This window comes from Streptomyces sp. NPDC048196 (assembly GCF_040652715.1).
Taxonomy (GTDB): domain Bacteria; phylum Actinomycetota; class Actinomycetes; order Streptomycetales; family Streptomycetaceae; genus Streptomyces; species Streptomyces siderophoricus.
Window position 1 is genome coordinate 264,312 of record NZ_JBEZMM010000006.1, and the last position, 17,545, is coordinate 281,856.

14 protein-coding genes are annotated in these 17,545 nt (G+C 73.6%); 5 read left to right on the forward strand and 9 right to left on the reverse strand.

Annotated elements, in window-relative coordinates; all coding sequences use genetic code 11:
- Positions 1-154 precede the first annotated feature (154 nt).
- Positions 155-2,239: a SpoIIE family protein phosphatase gene (locus AB0E02_RS10525; protein ID WP_362137614.1), complete on the reverse strand. Its 2,085-nt coding sequence runs from the start codon at positions 2,237-2,239 to the stop codon at positions 155-157.
- 448 nt (positions 2,240-2,687) lie between these two features.
- On the opposite strand from AB0E02_RS10525, the gene AB0E02_RS10530 reads away from it, so the two are divergent.
- Positions 2,688-4,232, forward strand: a complete 1,545-nt coding sequence (locus AB0E02_RS10530) for an AMP-binding protein (protein ID WP_362137615.1) — start codon at positions 2,688-2,690, stop codon at positions 4,230-4,232.
- 55 nt (positions 4,233-4,287) lie between these two features.
- Here AB0E02_RS10530 and AB0E02_RS10535 read toward each other — a convergent pair whose 3' ends face one another.
- From AB0E02_RS10535 to ligD, 3 genes are all read right to left on the reverse strand, one after another.
- Positions 4,288-4,602, reverse strand: coding sequence for a hypothetical protein (locus tag AB0E02_RS10535; protein WP_362137616.1), 315 nt, complete (start codon positions 4,600-4,602; stop codon positions 4,288-4,290).
- Between the two features lie 154 nt (positions 4,603-4,756).
- A complete protein-coding gene (locus AB0E02_RS10540) occupies positions 4,757-5,986 on the reverse strand; it encodes a SpoIIE family protein phosphatase (protein WP_362137617.1) in 1,230 nt (409 codons plus the stop codon).
- Between the two features lie 179 nt (positions 5,987-6,165).
- Positions 6,166-7,188, reverse strand: coding sequence for a non-homologous end-joining DNA ligase (ligD, locus tag AB0E02_RS10545; protein ID WP_362137618.1), 1,023 nt, complete (start codon positions 7,186-7,188; stop codon positions 6,166-6,168).
- A 74-nt stretch (positions 7,189-7,262) separates the two neighbouring features.
- On the opposite strand from ligD, the gene AB0E02_RS10550 reads away from it, so the two are divergent.
- Positions 7,263-8,324: an ATP-dependent DNA ligase gene (locus AB0E02_RS10550; RefSeq protein WP_362137619.1), complete on the forward strand. Its 1,062-nt coding sequence runs from the start codon at positions 7,263-7,265 to the stop codon at positions 8,322-8,324.
- Between the two features lie 27 nt (positions 8,325-8,351).
- Here the strand turns inward: AB0E02_RS10550 and AB0E02_RS10555 are convergent, their stop codons facing one another.
- The 4 genes from AB0E02_RS10555 to AB0E02_RS10570 all read right to left on the reverse strand — a co-directional run bounded on the left by AB0E02_RS10555 (position 8,352) and on the right by AB0E02_RS10570 (position 12,954).
- Complete coding sequence (locus tag AB0E02_RS10555) at positions 8,352-9,338, reverse strand: MASE1 domain-containing protein (protein WP_362137639.1); 987 nt, start codon at positions 9,336-9,338, stop codon at positions 8,352-8,354.
- A gap of 1 nt (position 9,339) precedes the next feature.
- Positions 9,340-10,236 (reverse strand): PP2C family protein-serine/threonine phosphatase, encoded by an 897-nt coding sequence (locus tag AB0E02_RS10560; protein ID WP_362137620.1) that lies wholly within the window; start codon positions 10,234-10,236, stop codon positions 9,340-9,342.
- Positions 10,237-10,386: 150 nt separating this feature from the next.
- A complete protein-coding gene (locus tag AB0E02_RS10565; protein WP_362137640.1) occupies positions 10,387-11,973 on the reverse strand; it encodes an APC family permease in 1,587 nt (528 codons plus the stop codon).
- A 189-nt stretch (positions 11,974-12,162) separates the two neighbouring features.
- The gene (locus AB0E02_RS10570; protein WP_362137621.1) at positions 12,163-12,954 is read right to left on the reverse strand and encodes a helix-turn-helix transcriptional regulator; all 792 of its coding nucleotides are present in this window, start codon (positions 12,952-12,954) and stop codon (positions 12,163-12,165) included.
- A gap of 64 nt (positions 12,955-13,018) precedes the next feature.
- Between AB0E02_RS10570 and AB0E02_RS10575 the strand changes: the two genes are divergently transcribed.
- The gene (locus AB0E02_RS10575) at positions 13,019-14,521 is read left to right on the forward strand and encodes an MFS transporter (protein WP_362137622.1); all 1,503 of its coding nucleotides are present in this window, start codon (positions 13,019-13,021) and stop codon (positions 14,519-14,521) included.
- On the forward strand, positions 14,502-14,756 hold the full coding sequence (locus AB0E02_RS10580) for a hypothetical protein (protein ID WP_362137623.1): 255 nt from the start codon (positions 14,502-14,504) through the stop codon (positions 14,754-14,756). Before AB0E02_RS10575 ends, AB0E02_RS10580 begins: the two co-directional genes overlap by 20 nt.
- A 22-nt stretch (positions 14,757-14,778) precedes the next feature.
- Here AB0E02_RS10580 and AB0E02_RS10585 read toward each other — a convergent pair whose 3' ends face one another.
- Positions 14,779-15,162, reverse strand: coding sequence for an acyl-CoA carboxylase subunit epsilon (locus tag AB0E02_RS10585; protein ID WP_362137624.1), 384 nt, complete (start codon positions 15,160-15,162; stop codon positions 14,779-14,781).
- A gap of 321 nt (positions 15,163-15,483) precedes the next feature.
- Here AB0E02_RS10585 and efeB point away from each other — a divergent pair, with 321 nt between their 5' ends.
- Positions 15,484-16,737, forward strand: a complete 1,254-nt coding sequence (gene efeB / locus AB0E02_RS10590; RefSeq protein ID WP_362137625.1) for an iron uptake transporter deferrochelatase/peroxidase subunit — start codon at positions 15,484-15,486, stop codon at positions 16,735-16,737.
- The last annotated feature ends 808 nt before the right edge of the window (positions 16,738-17,545 follow it).

The following is a 17,545-nucleotide window of genomic DNA, read 5'->3' on the forward strand; positions in this document are numbered from 1 at the left end:
CGTCGTCAATGACCACTCTGAAACATGGATCCATTCACTAACTGCCATAGAGGAGCGGATTTCGCGGCGCTGGAGAGCGGGTGCGGATTCTGCGCCCGGCATCCGGAAACCGGCGCAGGATTCTCCCGCTCCCGAGCGGACGGCGTGCCCCCGGTCACTTCCCGGCGCTGCGGACCCGGGCGATGAGCAGGGCGACGTCGTCGTGGCCGTGCTCGGAGCGCAGCGCGCTCAGCAGGCGGTCACACAGCCCCTCCAGGTCCCCCTCGGGCTCGGCGAGCACGGTGAGCAGGGTCTCCAGGCGGGTGTCGATGGCCTGGTCGCGGGTTTCGATCAGACCGTCGGTGTAGAGCACCAGCAGGTCGCCGTCGTGCAGCGGGACCGTGGTCTGCTCGAACGGGACGCCGCCGACGCCGAGCGGGGCGCCGGTGGGCAGGTCGAGCAGTTCGGGAGGGCGGCCCTCCCGCAGGACGACGGGCGGCAGATGCCCGGCGACGGCGATCCGGCAGCGGCCGTGCTCCGGGTCGTAGACCGCGTACAGGCAGGTGGCAAAGGCCGGGTCGAGGCCGGCGGCGATGTGGTCGAGGTGGCTGAGCACCTCGGCGGGGTCCAGATCGAGATCGGCCAGCGCGCGGGTGGTGGTGCGCAGCTGGCCCATGGTGGCGGCGGCGTTGATGCCGCTGCCCATGACGTCGCCGACGACCAGGGCGGTCTTGTCGCCGGCCACCGGGATGGCGTCGAACCAGTCGCCGCCGACCTCGCTGGCCGCCTGCGCGGGCTGGTAGCGGTAGGCGATCTCCATGGCCGTGGGCTGCGGCGGCCGGTGGTTCATCAGGTGGCGCTGGAGGGTGAGCGCGGTCCGGCGTTCGCTCTGGTAGGAGCGGGCGTTGTCGATGCAGACCGCTGCCCGGGCGGCCAGTTCGACGGCGAGCAGCGCGTCGTCCTCGTCGAACGGCACCTGGTTGCGTACGCGGTAGAGCGAGAGCGCGCCGAGCACCTCGCCGCGGGCGATCAGCGGCACCGCGAGATAGGAGTGCAGTCCGGCCCGGCGCAGCAGGGCGGCGCCCTCGGCGTCGGCGGCGATGTGCGGCAGGTCGTCCTCGGCCACCCGCGCGACGAGCACCGGGCAGGCGTCGGTCACACAGCGGGTGATCAGCCGGTCGGTGTCGTAGGAGGCGATCTGGCCGGTGGGGTCGGCGGCGCGGACGGCGTCGGTGGCGTAGGCCGCGGAGACCGCGAGGGCGCGGAAGCGGGCCGGGCCGCCGGTGGCGAGCGCGGCCGGGCGCCGGCCGTCCAGGACGGCGTCGAGGACGTCGACCGCGGCCAGGTCGGCGAGCTCGGGGACGATGACGTCGGCGAGCTCGTGGGCGGTCTGGTCGACGTCGAGGGTGGTGCCGATGGTCGCCGAGGCGTCGGCGATCAGGGCCAGCCGCCGCCGGGCGCGGGCGGCCTCGGTGGCGGCGGTGTGCTGTTCGGTGACGTCCACGACGGAGGTGGCGAGCCCGAGGACCCGGCCGCCCGGGTCCTCCAGCCGGTAGTACGACACCGACCACGCCTGATCGGTGTGCGGGTCGGCGGCCGTGCGGCCGACGGTGAACTGGTCCAGCAGCGGCCGCCCGGTCTCCAGGACCTCCCGCATCCGGTCCACGATGACCTCGGTGTCGAGGAACGACAGCGCCTCCCGGACGTGCCGGCCGATGTGCCGGTCCGCGGGCAGGTCGTTGATCCGCTCCAGCGCCGGGTTGACCATGACGAAGCGCAGATGGGTGTCCAGGACGGCCAGGCCGATCGGCGACTGGGCCACCAGGCGTACCGACAGCGCCAGGTCGCGCTCGACCCGGCGCAGGACCGACTGGTCGGTGGCGATGCCGAGGGCGTAGGTCTCGCCGCGCTCGTCCAGCAGGCGCATGTTGCGGAACTCGACCAGCCGGGTGCTGCCGTCCTTGTGCCGGACGGGGAAGACCCCGGCCCAGCTCTCGCCGCCCGCCATGACCTCGGAGAACAGCTGCAGGACGAGGTCGAGGTGTTCCGGCGGGACCAGCAGTTTGGCGGCGGGCCGGCCGAGCGCCTCCTTGGCGGTCCAGCCGAAGAGTTGCTCCGCCTGGGGGCTCCACAGGGCGATCCGGCCGTCCGCGTCCAGCATCACCGCGGCCACGCCCAGTACGTCGAGCAGGCCGCCGGGCTGCCCCGGTGTGGCCCCGACCGGGGTGGCACCCTCGGGGAACGCGTCGGTCGCACCCATCCAGGCACTCCTTCCGCCGGTCCCCCCGGGACCGACAGCCGTGGCGCTCTCCGTACATCGGCCGATTCTCGCCGTGTTTCCGCTGCCCTCCATCATCTCTCGCCACGGGACGGCCCCGCAGGGAGAGCGGGAGCGGCAGGGCCGGGGCGCCCGGTGCGCGAGGGAGCATTATCCGCCGCGGGTGCCGGCTCGGCGACCTTGTCGACGATATTCGGGGTGAGCATTCCGGCCGTCGTGCGGTCCCGGTGGCACGGCGGGACCGGCAGGTCATGGCCGTGGTGGCGTTGCCACGGGCCGCCGCGCCACCTCCCCGCCGGAAGCTCCGAGTTGGAGATGTCGATCACCAGGGATTACCCTGAATCTTTAGTTGCCTCTAGCAACTAAAGATCTGCGAACGCACCCGGCGGCCATGACCGGGCCCGCCGGCGTCAGGAGGAAGCCCGACATCATGTCCATCGCTGACCGGACATTTAGCACCTACGTGGAGGAGAACCTCGATGTACTTAGCTCCGACCCGGCACACGAAGCCGTGGTCCACCAGGGCCGCCGGGTCACGGCGGGCGAGTTCCGCAGCCTGGTCCACCGGATGGCGCGGGCGCTGCGGGCCCGCGGCGTGGCCCGCGAGGACACCGTCACCCTGCTGAGCGGCAACCTCCCCGAGGCCCTGGTCGCGCGCTACGCGGCCAACCTGATCGGCGCCCGGGTCAACCACCTCTACAACAAGCTGTCCGCCGAGTCCCAGGCCGACATCGTCCGCGACGTCGAGACCCGGGCGCTGATCGTCGACCCGCGGTACGCCGAACGCGCCGCCGAGGTGACCGAGTTGGCGCCGGTGCCGGACGTCCTCGTCCTCGGCCCGGCGAAGCTCGGCACGGACCTGCTGGAGCTGGCGGCCGAGCAGTCCGACGAGCCGTTCGCGAGCCTGGCCCGGGCCGACGACGTCTGCACCATCCGGCACACCGGGGGCACCACCGGCCACCCCAAGGGCATCTGCACCACCTTCGAGCAGGCCCGCTGGTTCCGCGGTGTGCTGCCGGAGGTGGAGGGCGAGCGGCGGCAGCTCGTCGTGACGACGCTGGCGCACGCGGCCGGCGCGATGGCCGACGGCACCCTGTACGCCGGCGGCACGGTCGTCCTGCTCGACGACTTCGACCCCGCCGAGGCGCTCGCCGCCATCGAGCGCGAGCGCATCACCGACCTGTTCCTGCTGCCGCCGCTGCTCTACCAGCTGATGGACCATCCGGACCGGCCGCGCACCGACACCTCCAGCCTGCGGCGGGTGGCCTACGGCGGCTGCCAGGCGTCCCCGGCCCGGATAGCCGACGCGATACGGGCGTTCGGCCCGGTGCTGATGCAGGGGTACGGGCAGAACGAGGCCGGCGGCATCAGCGTGCTCACCCCGGAGGACCACGACCCGGACCGGCCCGACCGGCTGCGGTCCGCGGGCAAGGTGCTGCGCGACGTCGAGGTGGCGATCCGCGACGAGTCGGGCCGCGATCTGCCGAACGGCGAGCACGGCGAGGTCTGTGTGCGCTCGGCCATGATCATGCAGGGCTACTGGAAGCAGCCGGAGCTGACCGCCGAGGTGCTGCGGGACGGCTGGCTGCACACCGGCGACATCGGATTCCTCGACGACGAGGGGTACTTGACCATCGTCGACCGGATCAAGGACATGATCGTCGTGGTCGGCGGCCATGTGTACACCACCGAGCTGGAGGACCTGCTGAACACGCACCCGCAGGTACTCCAGAGCGCCGTGTTCGGGGTCCGGGACGCCGACCGCATGGAGCGGGTGCACGCCGCGGTGGTACGGGTGCCGGGAAGCACGGTCGACGGGCCGGAGCTGCGCGCGATGGTGTGCGCGGAGCGCGGCGCGATGTACGAGCCGGCGCACCTCACGTTCGTCGACGCGCTGCCGCTGACCGATGCGGGCAAGCCGGACAAGAAGGAGCTGCGCCGGCGGGCCGAGCAGGAGGCCGCGGCGGCCGGATGACGCAGTGGGGCCGCCGCAGCTCAGCGCTGCGGCGGCCTCGCTGTGCTACTGCTGGTCAGAGCCAGCCGAACAGGCCACCGAACCCGAAGGGACCGAAGCCGTTCCCGTAGCCGTTGCCGTAGCCGAACCCGTTGCCGTAGCCGTTGCCGAAGCCGCCGTAGCCGCCGAAGCCGAAACGGTCGTAACCGAAGTGGTGGTGGTGGCAGCCGTGGTGGTGGTGGTGACGGTGGTGACCGCGGCCGTAGTGGTCGTGGCCGGACGAAGACGCCGCCGGCTTGGCGGGAGCGGCGGAAGCCACACCGGCGAGCGGGACGACGGTGGCAGCGGCAATCGCCGCGGCGGCCACGGAGCGACCTATGATCTTGCGCATTGCGTTTCTCCTGTTTGGCAGGAAATCTGACATTCCGATGAGTACCGCGCGGCGTCCCGATCCGCGCAGACACGACGAAGAGCCACTCCAACGGCCCCAAGAATTGCTCCAGTCGCGGTAATGAAAAGGCAAAGCCGGGCGGGGAACACACAGGTCAGAGTCGGATGACGACGAGCGCGGTGTCATCGGTCGCCCCGTCGGGCGGCAGCAGCTCGGCCAGCAGCGCATCGGCGAGGGTCTCCGCCCCGGCGCCCCGGTGCCGGGACAGCGAGCCGGCCAGCCGCGCCAGCCCGACATCGATGTCCTCGCGACGGCGCTCGATCAGCCCGTCCGTGTACAGCACCAGCACGGCGTCGTCGGCGAAGGAGACCCAGGCCTCGGGGCGGTCCACGTGCTCCGGCCGCGCCCCCAGCGGCGGATCGGTCGCCCCGTCCAGGAACTCCACCCGGCCGTCCGGGTACAGCAGCGCCGGCGGCGGATGGCCGGCGCTGCTGTAGGCGATGGTGTGGGTGGTCCAGTCGATGAACGCCTCCACCGCGGTGGCGGATTCGGCGCCCTCCACCGAGCGCGCGTAGACGCCCAGCACCTCCAGCGCCCGGGCCGGCCCCGGGGTGACCAGCGTGGCGGCGCTCAGCGCACTGCGCAGCTGCCCCATGACGCAGGCGGCCTCCAGCCCGTGGCCGACGACGTCGCCGACCCCTACCGCCATCCGGTCCCCGGGCAGCTCCGCCAGGTCGTACCAGTCCCCGCAGACGTTGAGCGCCCCGACCGCGGGCCGGTAGCGCACCGCGGCCCGGTGGTGCCCCACCGGGCGGGGCGCGGGCAGCATCGCGGCCTGGAGGGCCAGCACCACCAGCCGTTCCCGGGCGTGGGCCTGGCGGAGCCGGTCGTTGAGCTGCTGGAGTTCCTGGGCCCGGGCGTAGAGTTCGGCCGCCATCCGCTGCCGGGCGCCGCCGTCCTCCCGCGGGGCGCCCGCCCGGATGATCTCGGTGACCTCCTCCACCCGGTGCACGATCAGCCGCACCTGCCCGTCCGCGTCGAGGACCGGTGCGTTGACGGGGCTCCAGTAGCGCTCCTCGAACTCGCCCGGGCGGCCGGGCAGTTCGACGTCGTAGCGCTGCAGGGCCATGGTGTCGGTCAGGCCGGTGGCCAGCACCCGCTCCAGGGACGCCCGCAGATTGCGCGCACCGGTGGCGTCGGGGTCCTGGGGGTTGTCGGGGAAGACGGCGAAGAGGTGGTGCCCGACCACCTGACGCCGCTGCCGGCCGGACCGGCGCAGCAGGGCCTCGTTGGCGTCGGCGATCACGAGGTCGGGGGTGAGCAGCAGCGCGCCGCCCGGCAGCGCCCGGAAGACCGCCGCGTAATCGATCGGGAACTCGTTCACGGCCCGCCCGCATTCTCGTTCGCCACGTGCGGAATGATCTCGGCCGGCGGGCCGCCGCGCACACCGGGCGACCGGCCGCGGGCCGCCTCCCGCGTGCGAACCGCGAGGCCGTCCCGGAGGTGCACCGGCCGGGCCGGGTACGGCCGTCCGGGGCATCCGCTGCCGGACCGGCCGGGGAGTCAGCGCTTGCGGGCCCGGCTCGGCTGCACCCGGGTCGGCTCCCCCGGCATCTTCGGGTGGTCGGGCGGATAGGGCAGATCGCCCAGCCCCTCGTCGGCCGCCTGCCGGTCCGCGAGGTCGAAGACGGACTCCAGCCCGAAGGCGTGGTCCGCCATGTCGGCGTGCACATCGCCGAGTTCCGCGAACCGCCGCGGCATCGTCCGCAGGTCGAAGTCCTCCGGCACGGCGTCGGACAGCTCCTCCCACCGCAGCGGGGCGGAGACCGTGGCGCGCGGCCGGGCGCGCAGCGAATACGCCGAGGCGATGGTGCGGTCCCGGGCCATCTGGTTGTAGTCGACGAAGATCTTCGCGCCGCGTTCCTCCTTCCACCACGCCGAGGTGACCAGCTCCGGCAACCGCCGTTCCATGGCCCGCGCCACCGTGATCGCGGCCCGTCTGACCTCGGTGAACGTCCACTGCGGCCGGATCGGCACATAGACGTGCACGCCCCGCCCGCCGGAGGTCTTGGGCCAGCCGCGCAGCCCGTGTTCGTCGAGCAGTCCCCGCAGCTCGTGGGCGACCCGTACGGCGTCCGCGAAGCCGGTGCCGGGCTGCGGGTCGAGGTCAATCCGCATTTCGTCGGGGTGCTCGGTGTCGTCGCGGCGGACCGGCCACGGGTGGAAGGTCAGACAGCCGAGGTTGGCCGCCCAGACCACGGCGGCGGGCTCGGTGGGGCACATCTCGTCGGCGAACCGCCCGCTGGGGAAGGCGATCCGGGCGGTGGGCAGCCAGTCGGGCAGGCCCTTGGGCGCCCGCTTCTGGTAGAAGAACTCGCCCTCCACGCCGTCGGGGAAGCGCTGCATCGTGGTGGGCCGGTCGCGCAGCCCGCGCAACACCCCGTCCGCGACCGCGAGGTAGTACCGGGCGACGTCCAGCTTGGTGAAGCCGCGCTCCGGGTAGTACGTCTTGTCCGGGTTGGACACCCGCACCGTGCGCCCCGCGACGTCCAGCTCGACGGCCTCGTTGGCCCGACCTCCGGTCATGCCTCCACGCTAGAGCGTGCCCGGGGGTTCCGCCCGGCGCGCGGGAAGCGGCCCGAGCCCTCAGGATCGGGACCATGGACCTGCCCGTCATGCCCCCGGTCTCCCCCATGCTCGCCAAGCCGGTGTCCGGCATCCCCGCCGGCATGCAGTACGAGGCCAAGTGGGACGGCTTCCGGGTCATCGTCTTCCGGGACGGTACGGAGGTCGAGATCGCCAGCCGTACGACGAAGTCGCTCAGCCGCTACTTCCCCGAGGTCATCGCGGCGGTCCGGGACGAGCTGCCGCCGCGCTGCGTCGTCGACGGTGAGATCGTCATCGCCCATGACGGCCGGCTGCACTTCGAGGAGCTGCTGGAGCGCATCCACCCGGCGGACTCCCGGGTCCGCACCCTCGCCGAGCGCACCCCGGCCTCCCTGGTCGCCTTCGACCTGCTGGCCCTGGGCTCCGACTCGCTGCTGCGCGAGCCGCAGGCGGCGCGCCGGGAGGCGCTGGTGGCGGCGCTGCGGACGGCCGGGCCGCCGGTGTACACCGCGCCCGCCACCACCGATCAGGAACTGGCGCAGCGCTGGTTCACCCAGTTCGAGGGCGCGGGGCTGGACGGGGTGATCGCCAAACCGCTGGACCTGCCGTACCGGCCCGGTGACCGGGTGATGTTCAAGGTGAAGCACGCCCGCACCGCCGACTGCGTCGTGGCGGGCTACCGGCTGCACAAGAGCGGCCCCGTGGTCGGCTCGCTGCTGCTGGGCCTGCACGACGACGCCGGTCAGCTGCAGCACGTCGGGGTGTGCGCGTCCTTCCCCATGGCCCGGCGGCGCGCACTGGTCGAGGAGCTGGCGCCGCTGCGGACGGACGATGCCGGGGAACACCCGTGGGGCGCCTGGACGGACGAGGAGGCGCATGCGTCCCGGCGTATGCCCGGCGGGCCGAGCCGGTGGAGCGGCGGCAAGGACCTGTCGTGGGTGCCGCTGCGCCCGGAGCGGGTGTGCGAGGTGGCCTACGACCACATGGAGGGCAACAGGTTCCGGCACACCGCCCAGTTCCGCCGCTGGCGCCCGGACCGTACGCCGGAGAGCTGCACCTACGCCCAGCTGGAGGAGCCGGTGGGCTACGACCTGGGGGAACTGCTGCGGGGCTGACGCCGGGAGGCCGCGGGGCGTCTCCGCCTAGCGCCCGTCCTCCTCCGGCGGCCAGCGGCGCCGGCTCTCCCCCGGGGCGAGGCGGTCGACGACCTCGGCCAGTTCGGTGCAGGCCAGCTCGATCTTGCGGCGGACGGCGATCTGCTCGGTGACGACCGCCGACAGCAGCAGCGCGGTCAGCGCGGCGGAGGCGTTCAGCGCCTGCAGGTTGACCATGGCCTCCAGCAGGCTCTGGCCCGCGAAGGGCCCGGTCCGGTCGGTCGCCGCCGAGATCGCCAGGACGGACACCACCAGCACACAGGGCGCCGCACCGGCCAGCTGGAAGCGCAGCGCCGCCCACACGATCACCGGGAAGACCAGGAACAGCAGCGACAGCGCGCTGTGCACCGCCAGGAGGGAGGCGAGGACCGCGGCGGCCAGCAGCGCCGCCGCCTCGACCGACCGGACCACGGGCAGCTCCCGGGGCGGCCGCAGGGTGCGGAAGGCGAGCACCAGCGGGGCGACGACGAGGACACCCATCGCGTCGCCCACCCACCACGCCGCCCAGGTCCGCCAGAAGTCCCCGGCCGGCAGGTCACCGGTGATGACCTGGGTGCCGCTGCCGAAGGTCGCGCTGATCACCATGCCGGCGAACGCGCCGAGGGCGACCAGCGCGACGCCGTCCCGCAGCCGGTCCAGCTCGGTCCGGAACCCCACCTTGCGCAGCATCAGGCAGGCACACACCGGGGCGAGGGTGTTGCCGGTCATGATGGCGAGGACGGATCCGTCGAGCGGGCCGAGGGAGGCGACGACGAAGAGCGTGCCGAGGAAGTAGGCCGGCCAGGTCCACAGCCCGATCAGCAGCAGGCTGCTGAGCGCGATGCCGGTGGGCGGCCATAAGGGCGTGACCACGGCACCGGCGACCACCACCTGTTCCAGCAGCCCGATCCGGGCGGACGCGTAGTAGACGGCGGCGAGGACGAGGATCGTCAGGGCTGCCGGTGCGAGACGGCGGAGTTGCTCGGTACGCACCACATCAGCCATCAGACAACGCCGGCGACCGGGCGCCGGCCACGACACGCGCGCCCCGCTCGCGCTTCACCCACTCCTGGCCGCCGGCGCCGTCGAAGCGCAGCACGAGTACCGCGGAGTCGTCGGTGTGCCCGGTCAGTTCCGCCACGCTCATCGCCGCCGCGGCGACCGCCGCCGGATCGCTGCCCGCGTTGGCCCGCACCAGCCGCATCACCTGCGTCAGCCCGGCCTCCATCGGGAACGACGGCCCCTCCACGACCCCGTCGGTGACCAGCGCGAACGCGCCCGCCATGGCGAGCCGGCGGCGGGTGACCGGGTACTCCTCCCCCGGCACGATGCCCAGCGGCAGGCCCCCGGGGTCGTCGGCGAGGCCGAACCGGCCGTCGGTGGTGGCCCAGATGGCAGGTACATGGCCGGCCCGGGCACTGGTCAGCTCCCAGCCGGCCGGGTCGAAGCGGAGGAAGGTGCAGGTGGCGAAGAGCCCGCAGTCGACGGAGAGCAGCAGGTCGTTGGCGCGGCTGAGCACCTCGCCGGGGTCGGCGGCGTGCACGGCGACGGCCCGCAGCCCGAGCCGGATCTGGCCCATGAAGGCGGCCGCCTCGACGTCGTGGCCCTGCACGTCGCCGATGCAGAACGCCAGTGACCCGTCGGGCAGCGGAAAGCCGTCGTACCAGTCGCCGCCGATGTCCAGGCCGTGCCGGGCCGGGGCGTAGGTGGCGGCGGCGCGCAGCCCGGGGAGCTGCGGCAGCCGGGCCGGCAGCATCTCGCGCTGCAGCGCCTCGGCGAGCTCCACGCGGGCCCGCTGCTTCTCGGCGCCCTCCCGCGCCTGGGCGGTCAGCCGGCCGAGCGTGGCCAGCAGATCGTCGGCGCTCGCCGACCGCGGGGGACGACGCCGAAGCATGGATCGCTCCCGGGGGCATCGGTGCATGGGCCACTGCGGCGGCGCGCTCCGTGCGGCGGATCCGCGGGGGCCTCCTGACCTGGGCTCACGGGCCTCTCGGAGGGAGCCCGCCTGTCCGGTTCATCATATTTCTGCGGGGTGACTTCCGCTTCACGACGCCGGGCCCTCCCCGGCCGCGGAGCGGTTCACCGCCAGGTGGCGGACGCCGGACCGTACGGCCCAGAAGAAGACCCCGAGGGCGAGAACGCCCACCGTGATCGAGTCGTACGGGGCGGGCAGCCGGCCGGAGCCCTCGAAGGTGCCGAGCCCGGAGAGGGCGGTCAGGGCGAGGAGGTAGACCACCAGCCAGGCGCCGGTGCGCAGTTCGGCGGAGAGCGGGCGGAGCGGCCCGGCGCCGTCGCTCTCGACAGCCGCGGTGCCGCCGCGGGCGCCCGGGCGCCGCATGACGAGGAAGATCAGCAGGCCGGCGAGGACCAGCGGCAGGGCCAGCCGCAGGTCGTGCCAGCCCGACCAGTAGACGAACTCGCTGGCCACGACGAAGCTGACCGGCGCGATCCAGCGCAGGCCGGGCACCCAGCCGGCGGTCTCCTCGCCCGGGGCGGCGCGGAACACCGCGACCGCGACCGCCGACGCGGCGTAGATCAGCAGGTACATGTCGCCCATGACGCTCACGATGTCCTGCCAGCCGCCGAAGGGCAGCAGGAAGACCACGATGACCAGGAGGTTGACGGCCAGCGCCCGGCGCGGGACGCCGAACCGCTCGTTGACCTTCATGAAGTACCGCGGGATCGTGCCGTTCTTGGCGAGCGCGTAGGTGTGCCGGGCGTCGATGGCCACACCGACGTACGCCGAGCCGCCGGGCGAGATCACCGCGTCCGCGTAGAGCAGGCTGGACAGCCAGTGCAGGTTGAGGATCAGGGCGAGCTGACCGAACGGCGAGTCGAAGGAGACGCCCTGCCAGCCGTGGCCCAGCAGGCTCTCGGGCACGGTGAAGAGGAACGCCAGCTGCAGCGCGAGGTACATCGCCACGGCCAGGCCGATGCCGGTGAGGACCGCCCACGGGATGGTGCGGCGGGGGTTGCGGGTCTCGCCGGAGAAGTCCAGCGGGGCCTGGAAACCGTTGACGGAGTAGACGATGCCGCCGCCGGCCAGCGCGGTCAGGCAGGCCACGTAGCCGTACGGGGCGAAGCCGCCGTGGTCGGTGAGCCGACCGGAGTTCCAGCCGGAGGCGAGCAGTGCGATCACGGTGACGACCGGTACGGCGATCTTGAACACCGAGATCAGGTTGTTCATCCGGGCGAACATCCGCACCGCGTACCAGTTCAGCGCCGTCAGCAGCACGCTGAGCCCGGCGGCCAGGCCGAGCCCGCCGAGGGTGAGGGTGTGGCCGTTGTAGAGGCCGGGGAGGTAGTGCGCCGTGTACTGCATGATCGCGCTGATCTCGGCCGCGGTGCCGCCCACGGACAGCAGGGTCGACCAGCCGATGAGGGTGCCGACCAGCCGGCCGTTGGCGAACAGCGGCCAGCGGACCGTGCCGCCGCCCTCCGGCCGGGACGCGCCGAGCTCGATCAGCACCAGGGCCACCAGACCGCACAGCAGACCGGCGCCGACCCATGACAGCAGCGCCGCCGGACCGGCCGTCTGCGCCGCGTACAGGGCCGCGAACAGCCAGCCGGAGCCGACGATGTTGGAGAAGCCGATGCCGGTCAGCCCCCAGAAGCCGAGGTCCCGGCGCAGCCGACGCTCCTCGGCCTGGACCTCCGGCGCGCCGGCCCCGTCGGACCCCGCTGATACGTGACTCTCCGCCACAAAAGACTCCTCGTCGCACTGTCCCGGCCGGGTCCCGGCCGGTGTCCCGGTTCGCCGGACCCTACTTGACCGGCACCGGAGAGGAATCCCCCGTCCGCACTACGGGCCGACGGCCGATCAGGAGAGGCGGTCCGCGGGCACCCCGAAGGTCGCGGTCAGGCCCTCCCGGCCGGCGTCGGTGAGGCGGACCACCCGCCGGTACGTGCCGTGCCGCAGCCAGTCCAGGGCGAACATCCGGGTGGTGAGGGCGGCGCCCAGCGCACCGGCGAGATGGTGGCGCTGTTCGCCCCAGTCGACGCAGTAGCGGACCGAGGGGCGGCGGCGCGGCAGCCGGTCGGTGTCGACGCCGAAGGCGGTGAGCTCCCGGCGCCCGTGCGGGGTGAGGACGTAGCGGACAGCCCCGGGGGCGGTGTCGTCGCCGCCCGACGCGGGGCGTTCGGCGGTGAGGACGGCGCGCTCCTGGAGGGCGTCCATCAGGGCGACGCCGAGCCGGCCCGCCAGGTGGTCGTAGCAGAGGCGGGCGCGCAGCAGGGCCCTGGCGCGGGTGTCGGCGTTGAGCGAACGGACCGGCAACGGGCGGGCGATCAGGGCGAGTTGTTCGAGGGCGCGGGCGACGTCCGTGGTGGCGAGCCGGTAGTAGCGGTGCCGGCCGTCGAGCTCGACGGTGAGCAGCCGGGCGTCGAGGAGCCTGGCGAGGTGGCCGCTGATGGTGGAGTTGCTGACACCGGCCTCGGCGGCCAGTGCACTGGCCGGCAGCGCGCCGCCCCCGGCGAGCGCCAGCAGCACCTTGGCACGGGAGGGGTCACCGATCGCCGCCGCGACGTGGGCGACGTCGGTCTCGGCACGGGCGCCGGTGCCGGCCTCCGCGTCTCGGGTGCGGGTCTTCGCGGCTCGGGTCCGGGGCTCCATGTCTCGACGGTACGCCGACGACGTTTCGGCGGATGCCGTACCGATCCGGTCCGAGACTGGCCGCATGCGCCATCTATCAGCCCTGCTCCGTGCCCCCGCCCCGGACCGCGACCGCCCCGGCCGGCCCTCGCCGTTGCCGCTGGTCGCGGTGTGCCTGGGGTACTTCATGGTCATCTTGGACGTCACCGTCGTCACCGTGGCCCTGCCGGTCATCGGGGCCCGGATGCACGCCGGGATCACCGGCCTGCAGTGGGTGGTGGACGGCTACACCCTGGTGTTCGCCGCTCTGCTGCTGTTCTGCGGCGGCCTGGGCGACCGGCTGGGCGGGAAGTCCGTGTTCCTGGGCGGTCTGGTGGTGTTCACCCTCGCCTCGGCCGGCTGCGCGCTGGCCCCGACGACCGCGGTGCTGGTCCTCGCCCGCCTGGTGCAGGGCCTGGGCGCGGCGCTGACGGTGCCGTCCTCGCTGGCGCTGCTGCGGACGGCGTACCCGGGCCGGGCGGCCCGGGCCCGGGCGTTCGGCGTGTGGGGCACGGTCGCCGGCCTCGCCGCGGGCGCCGGCCCGGTGCTGGGCGGGGTGCTCGTCGCGGCGCTCGGCTGGCGGTCGGTGTTCTTTCTGAACCTGCCGGTGGGCCTGGCCGCGCTGCTGCTGACCGTACGGTACGTGCCGCGGCCCCCGGCGGACCGGTCACGGACGGGGCTGGACCTTCCGGCCCAGCTGGCGGCGGCGGTCTGCCTGGGCGGGCCGGCCACCGGCTGCATCGAGGCCGGGGCGCTGGGCCCGGGCCATCCGGCGGTCCTCGGCGGGTTCGCGGCCGGCGCCGCGGGCCTGGTGGCGTTCCTGGTGCTGGAGCGGCGCTCGCCGGCCCCGATGCTGCCGCTCACGCTCTTCCGCAACGCCGCCTTCTCCGCCTCCGCGGTCATCGGTGTGCTGCTCAACGCCGGTTTCTACGGGCTGCTGTTCCTGGCCCCGCTGTACTTCCAGCAGCTGCACCACTACAGCGCACTGCGGACGGGATGCGCGCTGCTGCCCGCCGTGGGCGTGGTGGCGGCCGGTTCGGCGCTCGCCGGGCGGCTGACCGCCCGTACGGGACCGAGGCTGCCCATGGTGGTGGGCCTGGTGGTGGGCGCGGCCGGACTGGCCGGCTGGCTTGCCGCGGGACCGGGCACGCCGTACGCGGTGCTGGTGGCGCCGATGGCGGCCGCCGGGTTCGGCACCGCGCTGACCATGCCGGCCGCCACCGCGGCGGTGATGGAAGCCGCACCCGGCGGGCGGAGCGGTGTCGCGGCCGCGGTGTTCAACGCCGCCCGGCAGACCGGCAGCGCACTCGGCGTGGCGCTGTTCGGCACGCTGATCGCCGGCGGCCTGGTGACGGGCCTGCACACCTCGGTGGTCATCGGCGCCGCGGGGTTCCTCGTCGCGGCCGCGCTCGCCGCGCGCCGGATTCCGGGCATCAACCGGCGGGAGCGGGTAGGAAGGAAGACGGGAACAGAGGATCGGTGCACGGGGGGATCCGTCCGTGGCCGGCGCACGAGGCGAGGAGAAGCCGATGACACTGCCATGGCGTGAGGACGAGAGCTGGCGCCGCCGCTACCCGCAGCCGGGCCCCGACTGGACACAGGGGATGCCACAGGGTCCGACGGAACCGCTGACGCCCATGGGACGGATCGAGCAGTACGGCAGGATGGGCAGCGCGCTGCGCGGCGGGTATGTCGCGCCCTGGCAGCGCAAGGTGATCCTCGGCTTCGTCCTCAGCGCCGTCGTGGTCACGGCGGTGGCGCTGCTGCTGGCCTTCTTCGGCTGACGAGGCACGGCCCGGTCGCGGCTCAGCCGCACGTCCAGCAGCCCGACCAGCAGGCGGAACGGTACGGGTGGTGCCCCGGTGCGTGCCGACGGTCGGCCGGGCGTTCTTCCTCGGCCGGCTCCTGACCGTCGACGAGGGCCCGCAGACCGGCGAGCCGGGCGGACAGCACGACGGTGAGCGCGGCGAGTTCCTCGGGTTCGGCATGCCCCCGTTCGATGCGGAAGGTCAGGCCGGGCGGCGCTTCCTCCGGCGGGCCCTGCTCGTCGACCGGCTGGGCGCCGAGCACCGTGACCAGGCCCAGCGGGATGCCGGCGGGGTCGTCCGGCCGCGGCCGGCCGTTCGGTGTCCGCGCGCCGGCCGGCGGGCTCTCGGCGGTCTGGGTGCTCTCGTCGGTGAAGGCGTTCATGTGCGGGGGTTCCTGGAGTCGGGGACGGGGCGCGGCCGGTGCCCGCCGGCCACGCGGGGCGGCCCTGCCGGGAGCCGCGCCGGCCCCGGCCCGTGCCGTGTTCGGGCAGGTCACACGGGCGACGCTAAGAGCGCCCCGGCGCCCTCGCGCGCGGGGCGGCGGTCGGCTGCGCCGTTCGGGCGACCGGGCGGGGGCCCGAGGCGTGATATCCGGCGCCGAGACCGTGTTGGTCCCGGCGCGTGCGCCCCGGGCGGCGAGCATCACGCACAGGTATGTGCAGGCACGCGGGTGCCGGATGACGCAGTCAGGATGGGCGGGACGATGAGATGTGATCAGGCCGGAGACGGGCGTGCCGCGGCGCGGGGCGACGGGCGACGGGAATTCCTCAGGTGTGCGGCCGGCGTCGCGGGGGTGGCGGCCGCCGGAGGCCTCGGCGGCGAGGCGGCCGCCGCGGAGCGGCCGGCGGCCGGGCGGCGGGACGGCCGCGAGGACCTGCCCGACCGGGTGCCGTTCCACGGCCACCACCAGGCCGGTGTGGTGACGCCGCAGCAGCTCTTCGCGGGTTTCGTCGGTTTCGACGTGCTGGCCGAGGACCGGGACGGTCTGGTGGAGCTGTTCCAGAAGCTCACCCACCGCTCCCGGGTCCTTACGGGCGGGGTGAAGCCGCGCGACGAGCGGGTGTCGTCGGAGCGCCCCACGCCGGACTCGCTCACCATCACGCTCGGCGTGGGCGCCTCGCTGTTCGACGACCGCTACGGGCTGTCCGGGCACAAGCCGCGCCATCTGAAGGCGATGCCGGCGTTCCCCGACGACCGGCTGGAGCCGTCCCGCTGCCACGGCGACCTGTCCCTGCAGATCTGCGGCGAGCACCCGGACGCCATCGTGCACGTACTGCGCGACCTGGCGCGGGAGACGGACGGCCTGCTGCGGCCGCGCTGGCGGACGGACGCCTTCCTCAACCCGTCCCGGCCGTCCGGGGCACGGCGCAACCTGCTGGGCTTCAAGGACGGCATCGTCAACCCGGACACCGAATCGGCCCGCGAGATGGGCCGGCTGATGTGGGTGACACCGCCCTGCGGCGAACCGGACTGGGCACTGGGCGGCTGCTACCAGGTGCTGAGGCTGATCCGCTTCCACGTGGAGAAGTGGGACAAGGTGCCGTTGCGGCGACAGGAGAGGATCTTCGGCCGGCACAAGGCGAGCGGTGCACCGCTGGACGGCCGGCACGAGACGGACGCACCGGACTACCGCAACGACCCGCACGGCCGGATCGTCCCGCTCGACTCCCACATCCGGCTGGCCAACCCGCGCACCCACCGGACGGACGGCTCCCGCTTCCTGCGGCGCAGTTACAACTACGACCAGGGCTTCGACCACACCGGCCGGATGGACCTCGGCCTGGTCTTCTGCGGCTACCAGCAGGACCCCGAGCGTCAGTTCGCGACCGTACAACGACGCCTGCAACACGAGCCGCTGGCCCGCTTCATCACCCCCATCGGCGGCGGCTACTTCTTCGTCCTCCCCGGCGTCCGCGACGAGGACGACTGGTTCGGCTCCCACCTCCTGAAGGCGTGACGCTGCGCTTTACGGCGCCGCCCACGTACCTGGCTTTCCCGCCGCGGGTCGTCTCGCCGTTGCGCTTGCGGCGCCTCCCACGTACCTGGCTGCTGCGCCGCGGGGCTTGCCGTTGTGCGCTTTTGCGGTGCCGCCCACGTACTTGGCTGCTCCGCCGCGGTTGTTGCTCGCCGTTGCGCTTTGCGGCGCCTCCGCACGTGGCTGTCTGCTGCGCCGCGGGGCTCGCTCGCCGTTGCGCTTTGCGGGGCTCCGCACGTAGCTGTCTTTCCCGCCGCGGGTGTTGTTCGCCGTTGCGCTTTGCGGCGCCTCCGCACGTGGCTGTCTGCGGCGCTGCGGGGCTTGGTCGCCGTTGCGCTTTGCGGCGCCCCGCATGTAGCTGTCTGCTGCGCCGCGGGTGTTGTTCGCCGTTGCGCCTGCGGCGGGCGGGTGGTTGTCGGGTGCGGTGACGGACCTCCGGGGCCGGTGTTTGGGACTGCTGTCGCTTTACGTCCCAAACACCGGCCCCTCCGGCCCGTCCCCTCCCGCTGGGGGGAGTGTGCGGGTGAGTGGGGGCGCGCGTCGTATCACGTACTTCTGACGTCGCCGGTCAGCGGGAATACCTCCCCCAGCCCGTTGGGTTGTGGCCCCGCAGGGGGTGCTCGCGACCCTTACGGGTTCTGTTCGACCGTCCCCTACGGGTCCCAAGGGCCCCTGGTACCCCCAACGCCCGCCCCCCACCCACCGCATTCCCATCCCCCAACGGGAGGGGACGGGCCGGAGGGGCCGGGGTTTTGGGCGGAAATCGGCAGCAGTCCACGGGCCCTGCCCC

What these genes read in the sequence shown, in the direction of transcription:
- efeB (WP_362137625.1), top strand. Translation starts at nt 15,484, where the DNA reads ATGAGATGTGATCAGGCCGGAGACGGGCGTGCCGCGGCGCGGGGCGAC.
- AB0E02_RS10560 (WP_362137620.1), bottom strand. Translation starts at nt 10,236, where the DNA reads ATGCTTCGGCGTCGTCCCCCGCGGTCGGCGAGCGCCGACGATCTGCTG.
- AB0E02_RS10570 (WP_362137621.1), bottom strand. Translation starts at nt 12,954, where the DNA reads ATGGAGCCCCGGACCCGAGCCGCGAAGACCCGCACCCGAGACGCGGAG.
- ligD (WP_362137618.1), bottom strand. Translation starts at nt 7,188, where the DNA reads ATGACCGGAGGTCGGGCCAACGAGGCCGTCGAGCTGGACGTCGCGGGG.
- AB0E02_RS10575 (WP_362137622.1), top strand. Translation starts at nt 13,019, where the DNA reads ATGCGCCATCTATCAGCCCTGCTCCGTGCCCCCGCCCCGGACCGCGAC.
- AB0E02_RS10585 (WP_362137624.1), bottom strand. Translation starts at nt 15,162, where the DNA reads ATGAACGCCTTCACCGACGAGAGCACCCAGACCGCCGAGAGCCCGCCG.
- AB0E02_RS10525 (WP_362137614.1), bottom strand. Translation starts at nt 2,239, where the DNA reads ATGGGTGCGACCGACGCGTTCCCCGAGGGTGCCACCCCGGTCGGGGCC.
- AB0E02_RS10530 (WP_362137615.1), top strand. Translation starts at nt 2,688, where the DNA reads ATGTCCATCGCTGACCGGACATTTAGCACCTACGTGGAGGAGAACCTC.
- AB0E02_RS10550 (WP_362137619.1), top strand. Translation starts at nt 7,263, where the DNA reads ATGGACCTGCCCGTCATGCCCCCGGTCTCCCCCATGCTCGCCAAGCCG.
- AB0E02_RS10580 (WP_362137623.1), top strand. Translation starts at nt 14,502, where the DNA reads ATGACACTGCCATGGCGTGAGGACGAGAGCTGGCGCCGCCGCTACCCG.
- AB0E02_RS10535 (WP_362137616.1), bottom strand. Translation starts at nt 4,602, where the DNA reads ATGCGCAAGATCATAGGTCGCTCCGTGGCCGCCGCGGCGATTGCCGCT.